The organism is Nonomuraea sp. NPDC052129, from assembly GCF_040680095.1.
In the GTDB taxonomy this organism is placed as follows: Bacteria; Actinomycetota; Actinomycetes; order Streptosporangiales; family Streptosporangiaceae; genus Nonomuraea.
This window is the reverse complement of record NZ_JBFAVX010000014.1, coordinates 243561-260817: the sequence shown is the minus strand read 5'-3', so window position 1 is coordinate 260817 and position 17257 is coordinate 243561. Positions and strand designations below refer to the sequence as shown.

The following is a 17257-nucleotide window of genomic DNA, read 5'->3' as shown; positions in this document are numbered from 1 at the left end:
GCTGCATCCGGACGAGTTCGACACGTTCAGCCAGGAGCCGGCCAAGTCCGACTTCGATGCCTTCAGCCGGCCCGAGCCCCAGGGGGAGTCGTACGCCGACCAGTGACCCCTCGGCGCCGGTACGTCCCCATCGTCAGGGCGCCTGGAACCAGGCGTTGATCGTGTCGTACGTCCGGCCGGAGACGGGGTCGCTCGGCAGGTAGATGCGCAACTGGCCGCGGCCGCCCAGGTGGCCGAACTCGGGGGAGACCGCGCGCATGTGGCCCTCCTTCGTGACGATGATCGCCGAGTCGGCGGCGATCACGACGTGGCCGGTCCGCCGGGCGACGTTCAGGGGATGGGCGCCGGTTCCGATGTCGCAGTTGGCCAGCAGGATGACGTCGCTCGGCTTCGGCGGTCAGGTCGGCCGCGACGCTCAGGGTGCCGTCCGAGGTGTGCATAGTGATCGGCTCAGGCCGCTCGTCCTGGTCCGGGAGGACCTCGAAGAGCGGAGGCCGCCGGTCTTCCGCGCTCATGCCTCGAATCTACAGGGCGCACTCCCGGTTGCTCGAACCAGTGGATCGTGCCCGATTCCGAAGCGGGCTTCAAGACGTGGCGGCGCGAGCAGGGCCACCACGACGGTCGGACGGCGAGCCGGCGCATGCGGACCTCCCGAGGTGCCGACAACGCGGCTTCCTATTCCCCTAGGAGCCATACTCCTAGTGGGGTATCCTCACGAGTGTGACCGAAGTCCCTCCACCACACATGCGCCAGCTTGCCGAGGTAGCAGCGATAGTGGCCGCTGCAGGTGCCACGGCTGAAGGATGAGCCGATGGGCAAGCCGATCACCTATGTCATCACCTACGAGAACGAGCGGTGGGTGTCGCGTTGTCCTACCGGGGAGACGGAGGGAGTCGGTGTGGCCGGCTCCTTGTCGCAGCTGGAGCGTGACTTGGCGGAGATCCACGCATGGGCTTGGCCGGAGAACACCCCTGGCGTGGAGTTCGTCTTCGACTTGCCTGAGGACGTGGCCGTGCTGGTGGCCGAATACCGTCATGAAAGGGAGCTGGCCGAAGCCCACGCCAAGCGCGCTGCGGAGCTGGCCGTCAAGACCGCGAAGGCTCTCACGAGCCACTGGTCGGAGCCGGACACGGCACGTGTCATGGGCCTGTCGAAGCAGCGCGTCCACCAGCTGAAGGTCAGCGCCTGACGATTGCGGGACACGCTGCGGGCCGGCCTGGTCTCAACGGCGCGCTGAAAAAGGCTTGAGGTGTCCCCACCCACGAATGGGGGTGCGGGCGGTCGATCCCCGGCGCCGCCCGCACGCTCTCAGGCCGTCAGGCGACGACGAGGGACTCGGCCCTGTCGGGTCGTCAGGCGATGACGAGGGACTCGGCCCTGAACTCCCGCCCGGCGACGATCTCGGAGACGAAGCCGTCCGGCCCGATCGGGCGGTCACCGATCAGCGTGACCCGGTGGAGCGTCCGCTGGACGTCGAGGTGGTCGAGGTCCGACGGGGCCAGGTGGGCGGTGGCCCTGTTGTCCCAGAACGCGATGCTGCCCGGCTGCCAGCGGAAGCGGACCGTGTACTCAGGCCGGGTGATCTGCTCATAGAGCAGTCCCAGGACGCGCCGGCTCTCCGGCGCGGACAGGCCGACGATGTGGTCGGTGAACCCGGGGTTGACGAACAGCGCGCGCTCGCCCGTCTCCGGGTGCACCCGCACCACCGGGTGTACCGACACCAGCAGGTTGTCGTTGATCCGCTTGACGAGCTTGCCGTCCTGTTCGGCTGGCTGGTAGCCGGCCAGGAAGCGGTGCTCGGCGCGTAGTTCGTCCACGAAGGCCCGCAGCGGCTCGGACAGGCCTTCGTACGCGGCGACCAGGTTGGTCCACTGGGTGTCGCCGCCGAACTCCGGCACGGTCTCGGCCCGCAGGATCGAGGCGGCGGGCGGGTTGACGGCGGCGGTGACGTCGGTGTGCCAGCCGGCGTTGTAGGAGTAGCGGCGTTTGCGGGAGAGCTGGCGGTATCCAGGGCCGTACCGCTCCTCGTAGCGGCGTGGGTCGATGGTAAGGATCTGCGGGAAGTCCTCCGGTGGGGCGTCCTCGTGCGGGTGGGCGTGTGTCAGCTCCCCGAACTGGCGGGCGAAGGCGATCTGCCCGGCGTGGTCGAGGGTCTGGCCGCGGAAGAAGACGACCTTGTGGGCGAGCAGTGCCTGACGGATCTCCGCCACTGTGGAGGGGTCCAGGGGGTGGGCCAGGTCGATGCCGCTGATCTCGGCACCGATGTACCCGGCTACGCGCTTGATCGTGAGAATGGGCATGCTGAAGCGCTCCTCGGATCGTGGAGTGTGAAAAGGGGAGACGGGGGTGCGGGACCCTGAGGTCACCGCATGGCACAGAGCGCGCTCGCCTGTCGTCTGAGATCGACGTGGAGGCGAGCCACCAGAAGCTCACTGCTCTTCACAGCCCAGATCTTCCGCGATATTCCCCACACTTGCAATAGGGAATATCGAAATTCATGTATAACCTGTAGGGAATGTTGCTTTGGCCTTAGGGCGTGCTTATGGTGAGAGCAGGCTCTTGATCCCTCCGCAGCTGAAGGGCACGTCGTATGCCTGTTTCCTCCCTCTTGAGACCCGCGCTCGCCGCGTTCCTGCTCGTCGCGCTGACCGGGTGTGCCCAAGGCGGCGAGCCGGAACGACCCGCGGCGGCGCTCGCGGCGGACGCGCCGCTGCCGAACTCCGTCCCCAAGGGCACCAAGCTGATCGTCGGAGATCCGCCGACGAAGGTGGCGCTGCAGTTGGCCGGTGAGATCGACAAGTTCTCGTTCGACATCGAGTGGGCCAACATCAGCGGTGGCCCGCAGACGAGCGAGGCGTTCCGGGCCGGCGCGCTGGATGTGGGCGCGGTGGCGGAGATTCCGCCTATCCACGCCACCTGGACCGGCCTGCCGGTGAAGATCGTGGCCTCGAAGTTCCGCAAGGATCCGCTGAACCATCCCACGTACGAGCTGGGCATCGCGCCGGGCGTGAGCGTGAAGGCCCTCGCCGATCTGCGGGGCAAGAAGATCGCCTACAGTCCAGGCCAGGCGCAGGGCGCGCTGGTACTCAAGGTGCTGAAGCAAGCAGGGCTCACCAAGGCGGACGTCACGCTGGTCGAGCTGCCGAGCACCGGCGACGTCTATCCCAACGCCCTGGCCGCCAAGCAGGTGGACGTGGCCCCGATCGGCGGCGTCAACATCAAGCGATACGCGGCCAAGTTCGGCAAGGACGGCGCGACGACCCTCCGCCATGGGCTACGCGACGATCCGGCCCACCTGTACGTGCGGACGGTCACGCTGCGGGACCAGGCCAAGGCCGCCGCGATCCGCGAGTACGTCGCGGCGTGGGCCAGGGCCTCGATCTGGGTCTACCAGCATCCGAAGGAGTGGATCGAGGGCTACTACGTGAAGGATCAGGGCCTGTCCGCCGCCGACGGCCAGTACCTGGTCGATCTGGCGGGCGAGCCCGACATCCCCGCCGACTGGTCGCAGGCCATCGCCCGGCACCAGGAGACGATCGACATCCTGGCCAAGGAGACCGGGAACCCACCGCTGAAGGCCCAGGACCTCTACGACCTGCGCTACCAGGCGGTCGGCGCGGACGCGATCAAGGGCGGTGCGTGATGACGCTCGTCACCTCCCGCCGCGCCACGGTTGCCCGCCCCAGGAACCGGCGCCGCCTGCGGCCCGGCCGCCCGATCAAGTTCGGGTTCCTGGTGGGGCCGGTGCTTCTGCTCGCGTTCTGGGCGGCGTCCTCGGCATCGGGCCGGCTGGATCCCCGGTTCCTGTCCGCGCCATGGACGGTGCTCACCACGGCGGCCGACCTGGTCGAGACCGGCCGCCTCCAGGACAACCTGCTGGCCTCGGTCCAGCGTGTCGGAGCCGGGCTGGCCATCGGCGTGCCGCTCGGGACGCTGCTCGCGCTGGTGTCCGGGCTGAACCGCTGGGGCGAGGCGGTGATCGACGGGCCCATCCAGATCAAGCGGGCCATCCCCGCGCTCGCGCTGATGCCGCTGCTGGTCCTGTGGCTGGGCATCGGCGAGGGGATGAAGGTGACCCTCATCGCCGTCGGCGTGCTCGTACCCATCTACATCCACACCCACAACGGACTGCGCGGCATCGACAGCCGCTACGTCGAGCTCGCCGAGACGGTCGATCTCGGGCGGGGCGCGTTCGTGCGGAAGGTGGTCCTGCCGGGCGCGCTGCCGGGATTCCTGCTCGGCCTGCGGTTCGCGGTCACGACGGCCTGGCTGTTCCTGGTCGTGGCCGAGCTCGTCAACTCCACCAGCGGCATCGGCTACATGATGGACCTGGCGCGCACGTACGGGCAGACGGACGTCATCCTCGTCGGCATCGTCGTGTACGGCCTGCTCGGGCTCTTCTCCGACGCCGCGGTCCGGCTGGTGGAGAGGAGGGCGCTGTCATGGCGACGGACGTTGGCGAGCTGATCCGCGTACAGGCCCTGACCCGCCACTACGGTGCCCGCACCATCCTGGACGGCCTGGATCTGGAGATCGCGCCGGGGGAGTTCGTGGCCCTCCTGGGGCAGAGCGGATCCGGCAAGAGCACGCTGTTGCGCGCCCTGGCCGGGCTGGACGGCGACGTGGCCGGAGACGGGCTGGTCGAGGTGCCCGCGCAGGTGTCGGTCGTCTTCCAGGACGCCAGGCTGCTGCCCTGGCAGCGGGTGCTCGACAACGTCATCCTCGGCCTGAACGGCGCCGCGGAAAGGGGCAGGGAGAGCCTGCGGGAGGTGGGTCTGGCCGGGCGGGAACGCGCCTGGCCGAACGAGCTGTCCGGGGGCGAGCAGCAGCGCGTGGCACTGGCGCGATCCCTCGTACGGGAGCCCCGGCTGCTGCTCGCCGACGAACCGTTCGGCGCGCTCGACGCCCTGACCAGGCTCAAGATGCACGGCCTGCTGCGCCGCCTGGTCGAGCAGCACCGCCCCGCCGTCCTCCTCGTCACCCACGACGTGGATGAGGCGATCGCGCTGGCGGACCGCGTTCTCGTGCTGGACCAGGGCAGGATCGCGGCCGAACAGCGGCTCGACGCGGGCAGGAGCGCCACCGAACTCCGGACCGAGCTGCTGCGGACGCTCGGCGTTACCTTGTCGACCATTCGCGGAGCAGCGGCAGGAGTTGCTCACCCTGCCGTTTGATCTCCGGCAGATAGGGGGTGTCGGACAGGACGAAGTGGGTGATGCCGAGCGCCTGGTATCTGCGCAGCGACTTGGCCACGTCCTCGGCCGAGCCGACCAGCCAGGTGGTGCCCGCGCCGCCGCCGCCGAACTTGCCGGGGGCGGTGTAGAGGTTGTCGTCGAGCACCTCTCCCCGCGCGGCCAGGTCGAGCAGGCGCTGCTGACCGACGGCGGCGTGCCGGTTGGGGTCGCGGGAGATGCTCCCCTTCGCCATCTCCGCGACCTTGGCCTCGGCGTCGGCCCAGGCTTGTTCGGTGGTGTCGCGTACCAGGGTGGTGATCCGCAGCCCGAACTCCAGCGGAGGGTGTTCGCGGCCGAGTCGCTCGCTGAGCCGCTTGAGCCGCTCGATCCGCGCGGCGACGCCGTCGAGGGGCTCGCCCCAGAAGAGCTGGACGTCGGCCTCGGTGGCGGCCACCCTCTCGGCGGCTTCGGAGGCGCCGCCGAAGTAGAGCCGGGGGTGCGTGCGTTCGCCCCAGACGACCGGCCGCGGCACCGCCGTGGAATCGGTGACGCTGAAATGCTCGCCCTGATAGGTGACGTTCTCCTCGGTCCACAGCCGGCGCACGATCTGGATGAACTCCTTCGTACGGGCGTAGCGGTGAGCCTGGTCGCCTTCGCTGTCACCGTACGCCGCCAGGTTGTCCTTGCCCGACACGATGTTGACCAGCACGCGGCCCTCGGTGAGATGGTCCAGGGTCGCGGCGGCGGCGGCGAAGTTGGCCGGCCGCCAGTAGCCGGGCCGGATCGCGATCAGCGGCTGGAACGTCGTCGTCTGCGCGGCCAGGGCGGCGGCGACCGTGAAAGTGTCGGGCCGACCCCAGCCGGTGCCGATGAGCGCCCCGCCCCACCCGTGCTTCTCCAGGGCTTTCGCCTGGCCGGTGAGGGTCTCCAGGCTGTTGTGGTTCGCGACGACGTCGTCGCCCCGGTGCCCAGGTCGGCCCTGGTTCGGGATGTACCAGAGGAAGTGGAGGCTCATCAGGGACTCTCCTTCTGTGACTCAGATCACCTAAAAACCTACTCTTCATGTAGGTAAAGTGTAGATTGTGTCCAGGCCACTTCGGTACTCCAGGCGCGAGATCGACTTCGCTTTCTTCGCCGGCGCGCTGTGTCAGCGCTGACCGGCTTTCGCACCCTTTGCCCATCGAGCATCAAGTACGAGGAAAGCTCATGTCCGACCTTCGCAGTTCCATCGAACGCTCCGCGCCGGGACGCAAGAAGTGGCCCTGGATCGCCGCCGTCGTCGCCGTCCTCCTCATCGCCGGCACCGGCTTCGCCCTCACCCGGGGTGACGGCTCCGGCGGCGGCAACGCCACTGCCAACGCACCCGTCGGCGGCGGCACGCTGCAGTTCGCGCTGATCGACTACCAGCGCAGCCCGGACCCGCAATGGGGCACCAACTACGCCGAGTCACTCATCGGCAACAACATCACCGACAAGTTGACCTGGCAGGACCCGAAGACCGGTGAGATCACGCCGTGGCTGGCGCGGTCGTGGGAGTACAACAAGGACCTGACCGAGTTCACCTTCCACCTGCGTGAGGACGTCACCTTCAGCGACGGCACCCCGTTCGACGCCGAAGTGGTCAAGGCCAACTTCGACCAGTACGTGCACGGCGACGAGAAGCTGGGCATCAACCCCAACGGCGCCGCCCTGCTGTCCGGGTACATCGAGACGCAGACCCCCGACCGCTACACCGCCGTCGTGCGGTTCAAGCAGCCGCTCGCGAGCTTCCTGCAGGCCTCCTCCTTCACCGCCAACGCGCAGCCCGGCTTCCTGTCGCTCTCGACGCTGCGGCTGAGCGCGAAGGAACGGACCGACCCGAAGAAGGTGATCGACACCGGCCCGTTCGTGTACGAGTCGTGGGAACCGCAGGTCAAGACCGTCCTCATCAAGCGCAAGGGCTACAACTGGTCCCCGCCGTCGCTCGGGCACAAGAGTGAGGCGTACCTGGACAAGATCGTGTTCAACACGATCCCGGAGGCCAGCGTCCGGACCGGCTCGCTGGCCTCCGGCGCGATCGACGCCACCCTGGACGTGGGCACCACGGACGAGAAGTCACTGGCCGACCAGGGTTTCACGATCATCCATCGGGCCGTCTCAGGCAGTGCCATCCTGTTCAACTTCAACTCCCAGCTGTTCCCGACCAGCGACATCGCGGTCCGCAAGGCGATCCAGCTCGGCTGGGACCGTGAGGCGATCAAGAAGACGGTGCTCACAGACTCCTACTCCGTCGCGACCTCGGTCCTGGAGCCGTCGGTCACCGGGTACGCCGACTACAGCGGCTCGGTCCTGAAGTACGACCCAGAGAAGGCGAAGCGCCTCCTGGAGGAGGCCGGCTGGAAGGAGGGCCCGGACGGGATCCGGGTCAAGGACGGCAAGCCGCTCGTGGTCAAGCTGCTCGGCATCAGCAACCTGGTGGTGAACAAGCCGGCGTACGAGTCGATCCAGCAGGACCTGAAGAAGATCGGGGTCGACCTGCGGCTCACGGTCGTCCCGATCCCTGACTACACGGCCGGCCTGGCCAAGGCGAAGACCGACTGGAACGTCACCGCGTCCAACCGCTCGCGTAACGACCCGGCGGTCCTCAACCTTCAGTACAGCCCGCTGCTCGGCAACGTCACCTACCTCACGAAGGACTCCTCGGGGATCGACGTGGACGAGGTCACGCGGACCGTGGGCAAGCTCGACCTCACGCTCGACCCGGCCACGCGCAAGCAGTACGCCAAGGCGGCGCAGGACCTCTTGCTCGACAAGTACGCGCTGGTCAACCCGGTCTACAACCCGGCGCAGGTGATCGCCCACGCCGCCTACGTCCACGGGATCGTCTTCGACGCCCAGTCACGCAACCACTTCGTGGACGCGTGGAAGAGCAACGGGAAGTGACGATGGCCCGCTACCTGGCACTGAAGGCCGGTCGCGCCCTGTTCGTGGTGTGGGCCGCGTTCACCCTGACCTTCGTCCTGCTGTTCGTGCTGCCGGCCGACCCGGCGGACCTGCTCTTCGACCCCGCCGAGATCAACAGCATCCCACCGGAGGTCCGCGAGCAGGTGGCGGCGAGCTACGGCTTCGACCGGCCGGTGCTCCTGCAGTACCTCGCCCGGCTGGGTCACGCGTTGATCGGCGACTTCGGCGACTCGGTGCAGTCGGGGCGATCGGTCACCGCCACGATCCTCAACGCGCTCCCGAGCACCCTCGTCCTGGCGTCCGGCGCCCTCGCGCTGGCGGTGCTGATCGGTTTCGTGATCGCGCTCGCCGCGACCGCGACCCGCCGTGAATGGCTGCGCAACCTGGTCGAGGCACTGCCGTCGGGCGCGGTCTCGGTGCCGGTCTTCCTGTCCGGAATCCTGGTGCTGCAGATCTTCTCGTTCCGGCTGGGCTGGTTCCCGGCCTTCGGCGACAGCGGTGCGAAGAGTGTCGTCCTGCCGCTGATCACGCTGGCCGTCCCGGTCTCCGGTCCGATCGCGCAGCTCCTCGTCCGCAGCTTCGCGACCGAACTCCACGCCGGGTATGTCACGACGAGCCGAGCGAAGGGCGCCACACGCGGCGGCATCATCATCCGCGACGTCTTCCGCAACGCCAGTCTGCCGGCGCTCACCATCGCTGGCATCACGTTCGGCAACCTGATCGCCGGGTCGGTCATCACCGAGACCGTCTTCGCCCGCAAGGGCATCGGCCGGATGACGCAGGCCGCGATCAACACGCTGGACGTCCCGCTGGTGCAGGGGATCGTCGTGCTCGTGGCGGCCGGCTTCGCGTTGATCAACCTGATCGTCGATCTGCTCTACCCGCTGCTGGACCCGCGGCTGCGGGCCGGCCTGGCTGCCACGTGAGGAGGATCTCATGACCGTCGCACTCGCCACGAACGGCCGGCTCGGCGCCATCCAGCGTTTCGGTGAGCTCGCGCGGCAGCCGGCCCTCGTGGCCTCGTGGATCATCGTGCTGGTCGTGATCGGCTGGGCTGTCGTCCCTGGCCTGTTCACCTCGTACAGTCCCTATGACGGCGACCCCGTCGCGAGCTTCGCACCGCCGAGCGCGGAGCACTGGTTCGGCACCGACCGGCTGGGCCGGGACCTGTTCGCCCGCAGTGTGTACGGGGCGCATACGACCCTGACCGCGACCCTGCTGGCCGTCCTCATCGCCTTCGGCGTCGGCACGGCGGTCGGGCTGGTCGCGGGCTTCGCCAGAGGGGGTGTCGACACCGCCATCATGCGGGTGATCGACGTGTTCCTGGCGATCCCCAGCCTGCTGCTCGCGATGGTGGTGGTCTCGGTGCTGGGCTACTCCACTCAAAATATCGCCCTGGCGGTCGGCATCTCGTCCATCGCGTCGTTCGCACGGGTGATGAGGGCGCAGGTGCTCGCGGTCGTGTCCCAGGACTACGTCAAGGCGGCGTACGGCCTCGGGGTCGGCCGGCTGGGCGTGATGCTCCGGCACGTCGTACCCAATGCGCTCAGCTCGGTGATCGCGCTGGCGGCGCTCGAGGTCGGAACGGCCGTGCTCGCCGTCGCCTCGCTCGGCTTCCTCGGCTACGGCGCACCTCCGCCGCAGCCGGAATGGGGCCTGCTGGTGGCAGAGGGCCGCGACTACGTCGCGGTGCACCCATGGGCGTCGATCCTGCCCGGCGTGGCGCTCGCGATCGTCGTCATCGCCACCCACCGCATCAGCACCTCGTACCGGAAGGAACACCGCCGATGACCGATCCGTCCAAGGACCCGCTGCTGCGGATCACCGGCCTCGCGATCGACTATCGGACAGGGCACCGTCAGTGGACGCCCGCTGTCCGCGGCGCCGGCCTCCATGTGGAGCCGGGGGAGTTCGTCTCGCTCGTGGGAGAGTCCGGCTCGGGCAAGACCACGCTGGTCCAGGGCGCGCTCGGCCTGCTGCCGGCCGCCGCGCGGATCCGGGCCGGCTCGATCGCCTACTCGGGCGTCGAGGTCACCGGCTGGAACGACCAGCGGATGGCGCGGGTGCGGGGCAACTATGTGGGCTTCATCCCCCAAGACCCCAACACCTCGCTCAATCCGGTCAAGAAGATCGGCAAGCAGGTGACCGAGGCGGTCCGGTTCAACCAGCCCGCGGCCGGGGACGCGGCTCAGCACGCGCTGGAAAGTCTGCGCACCGCGGGCCTGAAGGACGCCGAGCGGGTGTTCCACCAGTACCCTCACGAACTCAGCGGCGGCATGAAGCAGCGGGCGCTCATCGCGATCGCGCTGGCGGGCCAGCCGAAGATCATCGTGGCCGACGAGCCCACCAGCGCGCTCGACGTCACCGTCCAGAAGGTCATCCTCGACCACCTGGTACGGCTGCGCGAGGAGCTCGGCATCGGCATTCTCCTGGTCACCCATGATCTCGGCGTCGCGCTGGACCGCTCCGACCGGATCCTGGTCATGCGCGACGGCGAGATCGTGGAGGAGGGCCCGGTACGCCAGGTGCTGGAGAACGCCACCGACGACTACACACGCCGGCTGCTCGACGCGGCTCCCGCGCGGCACGCCGGTCGGCTGGAGCCGAGGTCAGGCCCGCGGCCGGTCCTCGACGCCGCGCCGGTGGCGCTGCGGGCACACGCGCTCACCAAGACCTACCACCTGCGCGGCCGGGGCGGGCGGCGTGAGCTGCGCGCACTGGACGGCGCCGACCTGGTCGTACGCAGGGGCACCACGCACGCCATCGTCGGCGAGTCGGGAGCGGGCAAGTCCACGCTGGCGAGCATCCTGGTCCGCTTCACCTCCGCCGACAGCGGCACGGTGCACGTCGGCGACCGGGAGCTGACCGGCCTGCGGCACAGGGAGTTGCGGGAGCTCCGCCGGGACCTGCAGTTCGTGTTCCAGAACCCGTTCACCTCGCTCGACCCGAGGTTCACGGTGGGCAAGATCATCGCAGAGCCGTTGCGCGCCTTCGGGCAGGAGCGGACGGCCCGGGTGGTGGAGCTGCTGAACGCGGTGGCACTGGACGAGAGCTACCTGGATCGGCTCCCGAGCCAGCTGTCCGGCGGTCAGCGGCAGCGGGTGGCGATCGCGCGGGCGCTCGCGCTCAACCCCGAGATCGTCGTACTCGACGAGGCGGTGAGCGCGCTCGATGTGTCGGTCCAGGCCCAGATCCTGCGGTTACTGGTCGATCTGCAGGCGGAGTTCGGGCTCAGCTACGTGTTCGTCACCCACGACCTCGGCGTCGTACGCCTCATCGCCGACGACGTCACGGTGATGAAGAACGGCGCCGTGGTCGAGACCGGTCCCGTGGAGCAGGTGTTCCACGCACCGCGGCACCCGTACACCCGGGAGCTGCTGGAGGCGATCCCGGGAGCCCGGCTCGCCCTCGCACATCAAGGCGCGCATCAAGTGGCGCATCAAGTCGCAGGTCAAGTCGCACGGTAGGTCGCACGTCAGGGAGAGATCGTGCTGCACATCAACGTCAACATCCTCAACGCGGGCGTCTTCGGCGGCTCGTGGCGGTTCCCGGGCACCGACGGCACCGCCAGCTACACGATCGAGCACTACACCTCGATCGCGCGGAAAGCCGAGGAGGCCAAGCTCGACGCGGTCTTCCTGGCGGACGGCCCGTCGCTCGACCCGAACATCAGACACCGCACCGCCAACAACCTGGAGCCCACGACGGTACTGGCGCGGATCGCCGCCCAGACCGAGCGGATCGGGCTGATCGGGACGTTGTCGTCGTCCTACAACGACCCGGTGGAGCTCGCGCGCCGGCTCGGCGACCTCGACCACATCAGCGGGGGCCGCTTCGGCTGGAACGTGGTGACCACCGCCGGGCCCGTGGCGGCGCGCAACTTCGGCCGGACCGGCGAGCCCGAGCACGCGCTACGCTACCACCGCGCCGCCGAGTTCACCGAGCAGGTCGTCACCGGCTGGGCGGGCCGGACCGAGCTCGTCTCCCCGCAGGGCAGACCGGTCGTGGTCCAGGCCGGTGGCTCCAGCGACGGCCGCCGGCTGGCCTCGCGGATCGGAGAGGTGATCTTCTCCGCCGACCAGGATCTCGACCACGCCCGCGCGTTCCGCACCGAGATCCGCGCCGGCGCGGCCGAGTTCGGGCGACGCCCCGACGAGATCGTCGTCCTGCCCGGACTGTCCACCGTCGTAGGCGGCACTGAGGCCGAGGCCAAGGCCCGGCGCGAACTGCTGGACGAGATCCTGCCCGACGCCTATGCCCGCGGCCGGCTGGCCGCCCAGCTCGGGATCTCCCTCGACGGGCTGCCCTATGACGAGCCGATCCCGGCCGAGCTCCTCGTCGATCCCGACGAGGCCGGTGGTTCACAGACCTTCTACCGGGTCGTCAAGGCGATCATCGACACGGAGCGGCCGACACTCGGTCAGTTGCTCAAGAAGCTGTCCGGCGGCGGTGGCCACCGGATCGTCGTGGGCACGCCGGAGCAGATCGCCGACGACATGGAGCGGTGGTACCGCGAGGGGGCCGCGGACGGCTTCAACGTGATGCCCGACGTGCTGCCGTCGGGGTTCGCCGACTTCGCCGACCAGGTGCTTCCCGAGCTGCGGCGTCGTGGCCTGTTCCGGACCGAGTACGACGGGACGACCCTGCGCGACCACCTCGGGCTCGGCCTGCCCACGGCGCCGGCCGGGGCCTACCAGGGCCGTCCCCTTGAAGCGGCTCGCTGACCTGTTCCACAACCGAAGGTGATCTTTTCATGAGCACAACCATCCAACTCGCCCTCGCGGTCGGGGCACCGACCGGCCCGGCGCTGGTGTCACTCGCCGACGCCGTGGTCATCGCGGCGGTGGCCGAAGAGTTCGGGGTCGCGGCGATCCGGCTCGCCGACGGTTCAGCTGACGATGGGGCCACGGGTCGCACGCTCGACCCGACCGTGGTGGGCGCCTACCTCGCCGGCGTCCACGGTGGCATCGGCTATGTAGCCGAGGTACCGACCAGCCACAACGCGCCGTACAACGCCGCGCGCAGGGTGCTCTCCCTTGACCGGGCCACCGGCGGCCGGGCCGGCGTCGCGCTGCGGGCGGGCGGGGGCGATGAGGTGAGTGAGGCGACCGCTCCTGACCCCGGCGCGTCCGACCCGGTCCAGCGCTGGAGGGAGTACGCCCACGTGCTGACCCGGTTGTGGGAGTCCTTCCCGCGTACGGCGCTGATCGGCGATCAGGAGGCCGGGATCGTGGTGCGGGAGTCGCACATCAAGCCGATCAGCCACGAGGGCGCCTTCTACCGGGTCGCCGGGCCGCTGGACGGGCCGTCGTCGGTGCAAGGACGCCCGGTCGTCGTCGCCGACCTGGGAGTTCTCGACGCCACGGCGGTCGCTGAGTCGGCAGACGTCGTCGTGGTGGATCGGGAGCGTGCCGCCGGTGCGGACGCCGCGCTGGCGAAGGCGTTGCGGGCAGCCGGCCGGTCCCGGGAGGATGTCGCACTGCTCGGCCGGGTCGAGGCCGCCCTCGACGACCCGGCCGAGCTTCTCGCCTGGGCCGCGGAGCACCGGCTGGACGGATTCGAGCTGGTGCTCACGGGCGGCGCCGCGGCGGTGCTCACCGCGTTGCGGGCGCTGGTTCCGAGGCTGACGGCCGTCGGCTCCGCGCATCCCACATCCGCGCACTCCACCCTGCGGTCCGCACTGGGCCTGCCCGAGCTCATGGCGGTGGCGGCATGACCGCCGAGCGCGTCGGCCTCGAAGGCGCCATCGTTCCGGGGCCGACCGTGTCGGACGCCACCGTGCCGGAGACTCCCGCGGGAGTCGGGTACACCGTCGAAGGCATTCGCGCGGCCGTCGTACCCATCCTGCGGCGCCTGCGCGCCGGAGCCCGTGCGCGGGAGCTCGCCCGCGACTACGCGTTCGACGACGTCCGGGCGCTCGCCGAGCAGCGCATCACGCTGGTCGGCATCACCAGGGAGGACGGCGGCGCCGGTGGCTCGGTGCGAGACGTGATCGACCTGGTCATCGCCATCGCCCGGGCCGACTCCAACGTGGCGCAGGCGCTGCGCAGCAGCTTCCTCACCGCCAATCAGGTGGCGAGCCGGCGCGACCTGCCCCACCGGGCGCTGACCCTGCGGCGGCTGCGCGACGGCGACCTGTTCGCCGGCACCGCCAACGAGCGCACCGGCGGCGCCAACGGGTCCGTCAACACCACCATCCGGCGTGACGGTGACGGGTACGTCATCGACGGCGAGAAGTACTACTCGACGGGCGCTCTGTACGCCTCGTGGTTCTCGGGCCTGGCCAAGAAGGAGGACGGCACCGTGCTCGGCTTCACGGTGCCGGTGGATCGTCAGGGCATACAGCGGCTCGACGACTTCGACGCGATCGGCCAGCGGCTGACCGCGAGCGGCACCACGCGGCTGGTCAACGTGCGCGTCCGCGAGAGCGAGGTCGTAGCCCGCGACAACTCCCTGCTGGAAAACCCGTGGCTGGGCTCGTTCGCCCAGCTCTACCTGGCGGCGGTCGAGGCGGGCATCGCCGCCGCGGCGCTCGACGACGCGATCTGGTTCGCCCGTGAGAAGGCCCGGCCGATCAAGCACAGTACGGCGGACAGGAGCGTCGAGGACCCGTATGTGCGCGAGACCGTGGGAGAGATCGCCGCACGGGCCCAGGCCGCCCGGTCGGTGGTGCTGCTCGCCGCCGAAGCGCTGGAGAGCGTACGTGGCCTGACCGGCGCGCAAGCGCGTAGCGCCGGTGCGGAGGCCGCGGTCACCGTGGGGCAGACCGGCGTGATCGCCATCGAGTCCGCGCTGCGGGCCGCCGAACTGCTCTTCGACGTCGCGGGAGGCTCCATCACCAACCGCGAGCTCGGCTTCGATCGGCACTGGCGCAACGCTCGCACGGTCGCCAACCACAACCCCAGGCAGTGGAAGGCCGCGGTCGCGGGCGCTTATCACCTGACCGGCGAGGCTCCGCCCACGACCGGCCTCTTCTAGGACACCCGGCCGAAAGACCGGCAGCCTCTTCCAGAATCCCGACCGAAAGACCGGCCTCTCCTTGAGTGGCCGGCTGAAAGGAATCCGATGACCGTCAAGGTCGACCGCATACTGGGCCGCACCGGTGTCCTGCTCAGTCCCCTCACTCTCGGTACCATGAACTTCGGCCGGTGGCAGGAGGAAGGCGAGAGCGTCAGGATCATCCACGCCGCCCTCGACGCCGGCATCACGGCGGTCGACACCGCCGACGTCTACGCTCAGGGCGTGTCGGAGGAGATCGTCGCCAAGGCGATCAAGGGCCGCCGTGACGACCTCTTCCTGGCCACCAAGTTCCACGGGCAGATCGGTGACAACCCCCAGCACGCCGGCAACTCCCGGCGCTGGATCATCCGCGCCGTGGAGGACAGCCTGCGCCGGCTCGGCACCGACCACCTCGACCTCTACCAGGCGCATCGTCCGGACCCGCACACCGACCTGCTGGAGACGCTGCGGACACTGGACGATCTGATCCGCCAGGGCAAGATCCGCTACTACGGCACCTCGGTCTTCCCGGCCCACCAGCTCGTCGAGGCGCACTGGCTGGCCGAGAAGCACGGGTTGATCGCCCCGCACACCGAGCAGTTGCCGTACTCCCTTCTTGTCCGCAGCGCCGAACGGGAGGTCTTCCCCGTCACGCGGAAGTACGGCGTCGGCGTTCTGAGCTACGGCCCGCTGGCCGCCGGTTGGCTGTCCGGAAAGTACCGCGTCGGCGGCGAGCAGCCGGAGTCGGCGCGCGCCGGGCTCATCCCCGGCCGGTTCGACATCGACCTCGACAGCAACCGGCGCAAGCTGGCCGCCGCCGACGCGCTGGCCCGGCTCGCGGAGGACAGCGGGCTGACGCTGGTCGACCTGGCCCTGGCATTCGCGCTCAACCACCCCGCCGTCAGCAGCGTGATCATCGGCCCGCGCACGTTCGAGCACCTGGAGGGCTATCTCAAGGCGGCGACCATCGAGCTCGGCGCGGACATCCTCGACCGGATCGACGAGATCGTCGATCCGGGCACCCATTTCGTCGAGCGCGACACCGGCCGTGACACCCCGTCGCTCCAGCCGGCCGCGCTCCGCCGCGACCGCACAGAGAGCGTTCAGTCATGACCTACGGAACTTTCGAGCAGACCTACGCGGCGGCCGAAGATCGCTACAAGAACCTGGAGTATCGGCGGGCTGGAAACTCCGGCCTTGACCTGCCGGCCGTCTCCTTCGGCCTGTGGCAGAAGTTCGGCACCGACCACCCGTACGAGACCCAGCGCGAGATCGTGCTGCACGCCTTCGACCTCGGCATCACCCACTTCGACAACGCCGACCGGTACGGCCCTCCGCACCGTGCCGCGCAGCAGCTCTTCGGGAAGGTGCTCAAGCGCGACCTGGCCGCGTACCGGGACGAACTCCTTCTTTCCACCAAGGCCGGCAACCCCATCGGCCCCAGCCCATACCACAAGGGCGGCTCGCGCAAGTCGCTGCTCACCTCGCTGGAGCACAGCCTGCGCGACCTCGGTACCGACTACGTCGACATCTTCTACAGCCACAGCCCCGACCTGACCACGCCGCTGGAGGAGACCGTCGGCGCCCTCGTCAGCGCGGTGCGACAGGGCAAGGCGCTCTACGTGGGCCTGTCCAACTACGCACCCGAGCGGGCACACGAGGCGGCCGAGCTGCTGCGTCGGGAGGGGGTGCCGCTGCTGGCGCACCAGCCGCGGTATTCGATCTTCGACCGTCGGCCCGAGCTCAACGGCCTGCTCAAGCTGGCCGCCGAGGACGGGTTCGGCCTGATCGTCTACTCGCCGCTGGCGCAGGGCCTGCTGACGAACAAGTACCTCGACGGCATCCCGGCGGGTGCTCGCGCGCGGACCAGCACATTCCTGTCGCCCGATGTCATCGACGACGTCTACCGGCAGCGGGCCACCGCGCTCAACCGGATCGCCGAAGGGCGTGGCCAGTCGCTGGCGCAACTCGCGCTGCAGTGGGTGCTGCGGCAGCCGCAGGTGACTTCGGCGCTCATCGGGGCCAGCTCGACGTGGCAGCTGGACCACAACGTCAAGGGGCTCGATTTTCCGCCCCTGACGGAGGAGGAGCTGGCACTGATCGACGAGCACGGCGTGCACGGAACCGGATTGAGGCTTTGA

At 69.4% G+C, this 17257-nt stretch carries 16 protein-coding genes; 13 read left to right on the top strand and 3 right to left on the bottom strand.

The window, feature by feature from the left end:
- Positions 1 to 133 precede the first annotated feature (133 nt).
- On the bottom strand, positions 134 to 304 hold the full coding sequence (locus AB0L53_RS29575) for a hypothetical protein (RefSeq protein ID WP_364000448.1): 171 nt from the start codon (positions 302 to 304) through the stop codon (positions 134 to 136).
- Positions 305 to 811: 507 nt separating this feature from the next.
- Here AB0L53_RS29575 and AB0L53_RS29570 point away from each other — a divergent pair.
- Positions 812 to 1189 carry a hypothetical protein gene (locus tag AB0L53_RS29570; RefSeq protein ID WP_364000445.1) on the top strand — a complete coding sequence of 126 codons (378 nt, stop codon included), beginning with the start codon at positions 812 to 814 and terminating at the stop codon, positions 1187 to 1189.
- Between the two features lie 163 nt (positions 1190 to 1352).
- On the opposite strand, the gene AB0L53_RS29565 is transcribed toward AB0L53_RS29570, so the two are convergent.
- A complete protein-coding gene (locus AB0L53_RS29565; RefSeq protein ID WP_364000442.1) occupies positions 1353 to 2300 on the bottom strand; it encodes a TauD/TfdA family dioxygenase in 948 nt (315 codons plus the stop codon).
- Positions 2301 to 2590: 290 nt separating this feature from the next.
- Between AB0L53_RS29565 and AB0L53_RS29560 the strand changes: the two genes are divergently transcribed.
- From AB0L53_RS29560 to AB0L53_RS29550, 3 genes are read left to right on the top strand one after another with little or no spacing between them, the layout of a single operon-like run.
- Positions 2591 to 3643 (top strand): ABC transporter substrate-binding protein, encoded by a 1053-nt coding sequence (locus AB0L53_RS29560; RefSeq protein ID WP_364000439.1) that lies wholly within the window; start codon positions 2591 to 2593, stop codon positions 3641 to 3643.
- A complete protein-coding gene (locus AB0L53_RS29555) occupies positions 3643 to 4467 on the top strand; it encodes an ABC transporter permease (RefSeq protein WP_364000473.1) in 825 nt (274 codons plus the stop codon). The genes AB0L53_RS29560 and AB0L53_RS29555 overlap by 1 nt, the downstream gene beginning before the upstream one ends.
- A complete protein-coding gene (locus AB0L53_RS29550) occupies positions 4443 to 5174 on the top strand; it encodes an ABC transporter ATP-binding protein (protein WP_364000436.1) in 732 nt (243 codons plus the stop codon). The genes AB0L53_RS29555 and AB0L53_RS29550 overlap by 25 nt, the downstream gene beginning before the upstream one ends.
- Here the strand turns inward: AB0L53_RS29550 and AB0L53_RS29545 are convergent.
- Positions 5119 to 6189 (bottom strand): LLM class flavin-dependent oxidoreductase, encoded by a 1071-nt coding sequence (locus AB0L53_RS29545; RefSeq protein ID WP_364000433.1) that lies wholly within the window; start codon positions 6187 to 6189, stop codon positions 5119 to 5121. The genes AB0L53_RS29550 and AB0L53_RS29545 overlap by 56 nt on opposite strands.
- Before the next feature lie 191 nt (positions 6190 to 6380).
- Between AB0L53_RS29545 and AB0L53_RS29540 the strand changes: the two genes are divergently transcribed.
- From AB0L53_RS29540 to AB0L53_RS29500, 9 genes are all read left to right on the top strand, one after another.
- Positions 6381 to 8096, top strand: coding sequence for an ABC transporter substrate-binding protein (locus AB0L53_RS29540; RefSeq protein ID WP_364000430.1), 1716 nt, complete (start codon positions 6381 to 6383; stop codon positions 8094 to 8096).
- Complete coding sequence (locus AB0L53_RS29535) at positions 8075 to 9043, top strand: ABC transporter permease (protein ID WP_364000427.1); 969 nt, start codon at positions 8075 to 8077, stop codon at positions 9041 to 9043. The genes AB0L53_RS29540 and AB0L53_RS29535 overlap by 22 nt, the downstream gene beginning before the upstream one ends.
- A gap of 10 nt (positions 9044 to 9053) precedes the next feature.
- Positions 9054 to 9908 (top strand): ABC transporter permease, encoded by an 855-nt coding sequence (locus AB0L53_RS29530; RefSeq protein WP_364000424.1) that lies wholly within the window; start codon positions 9054 to 9056, stop codon positions 9906 to 9908.
- Positions 9905 to 11584 (top strand): ABC transporter ATP-binding protein, encoded by a 1680-nt coding sequence (locus AB0L53_RS29525; protein ID WP_364000421.1) that lies wholly within the window; start codon positions 9905 to 9907, stop codon positions 11582 to 11584. Before AB0L53_RS29530 ends, AB0L53_RS29525 begins: the two co-directional genes overlap by 4 nt.
- Positions 11585 to 11605: 21 nt before the next feature.
- Positions 11606 to 12841, top strand: coding sequence for an LLM class flavin-dependent oxidoreductase (locus AB0L53_RS29520; RefSeq protein ID WP_364000418.1), 1236 nt, complete (start codon positions 11606 to 11608; stop codon positions 12839 to 12841).
- Positions 12842 to 12870: 29 nt separating this feature from the next.
- On the top strand, positions 12871 to 13833 hold the full coding sequence (locus AB0L53_RS29515) for an LLM class flavin-dependent oxidoreductase (RefSeq protein WP_364000415.1): 963 nt from the start codon (positions 12871 to 12873) through the stop codon (positions 13831 to 13833).
- Complete coding sequence (locus tag AB0L53_RS29510) at positions 13830 to 15095, top strand: acyl-CoA dehydrogenase family protein (RefSeq protein ID WP_364000412.1); 1266 nt, start codon at positions 13830 to 13832, stop codon at positions 15093 to 15095. The genes AB0L53_RS29515 and AB0L53_RS29510 overlap by 4 nt, the downstream gene beginning before the upstream one ends.
- A gap of 87 nt (positions 15096 to 15182) precedes the next feature.
- The gene (locus AB0L53_RS29505; protein ID WP_364000409.1) at positions 15183 to 16229 is read left to right on the top strand and encodes an aldo/keto reductase; all 1047 of its coding nucleotides are present in this window, start codon (positions 15183 to 15185) and stop codon (positions 16227 to 16229) included.
- Positions 16226 to 17257 carry an aldo/keto reductase gene (locus AB0L53_RS29500; RefSeq protein ID WP_364000406.1) on the top strand — a complete coding sequence of 344 codons (1032 nt, stop codon included), beginning with the start codon at positions 16226 to 16228 and terminating at the stop codon, positions 17255 to 17257. Before AB0L53_RS29505 ends, AB0L53_RS29500 begins: the two co-directional genes overlap by 4 nt.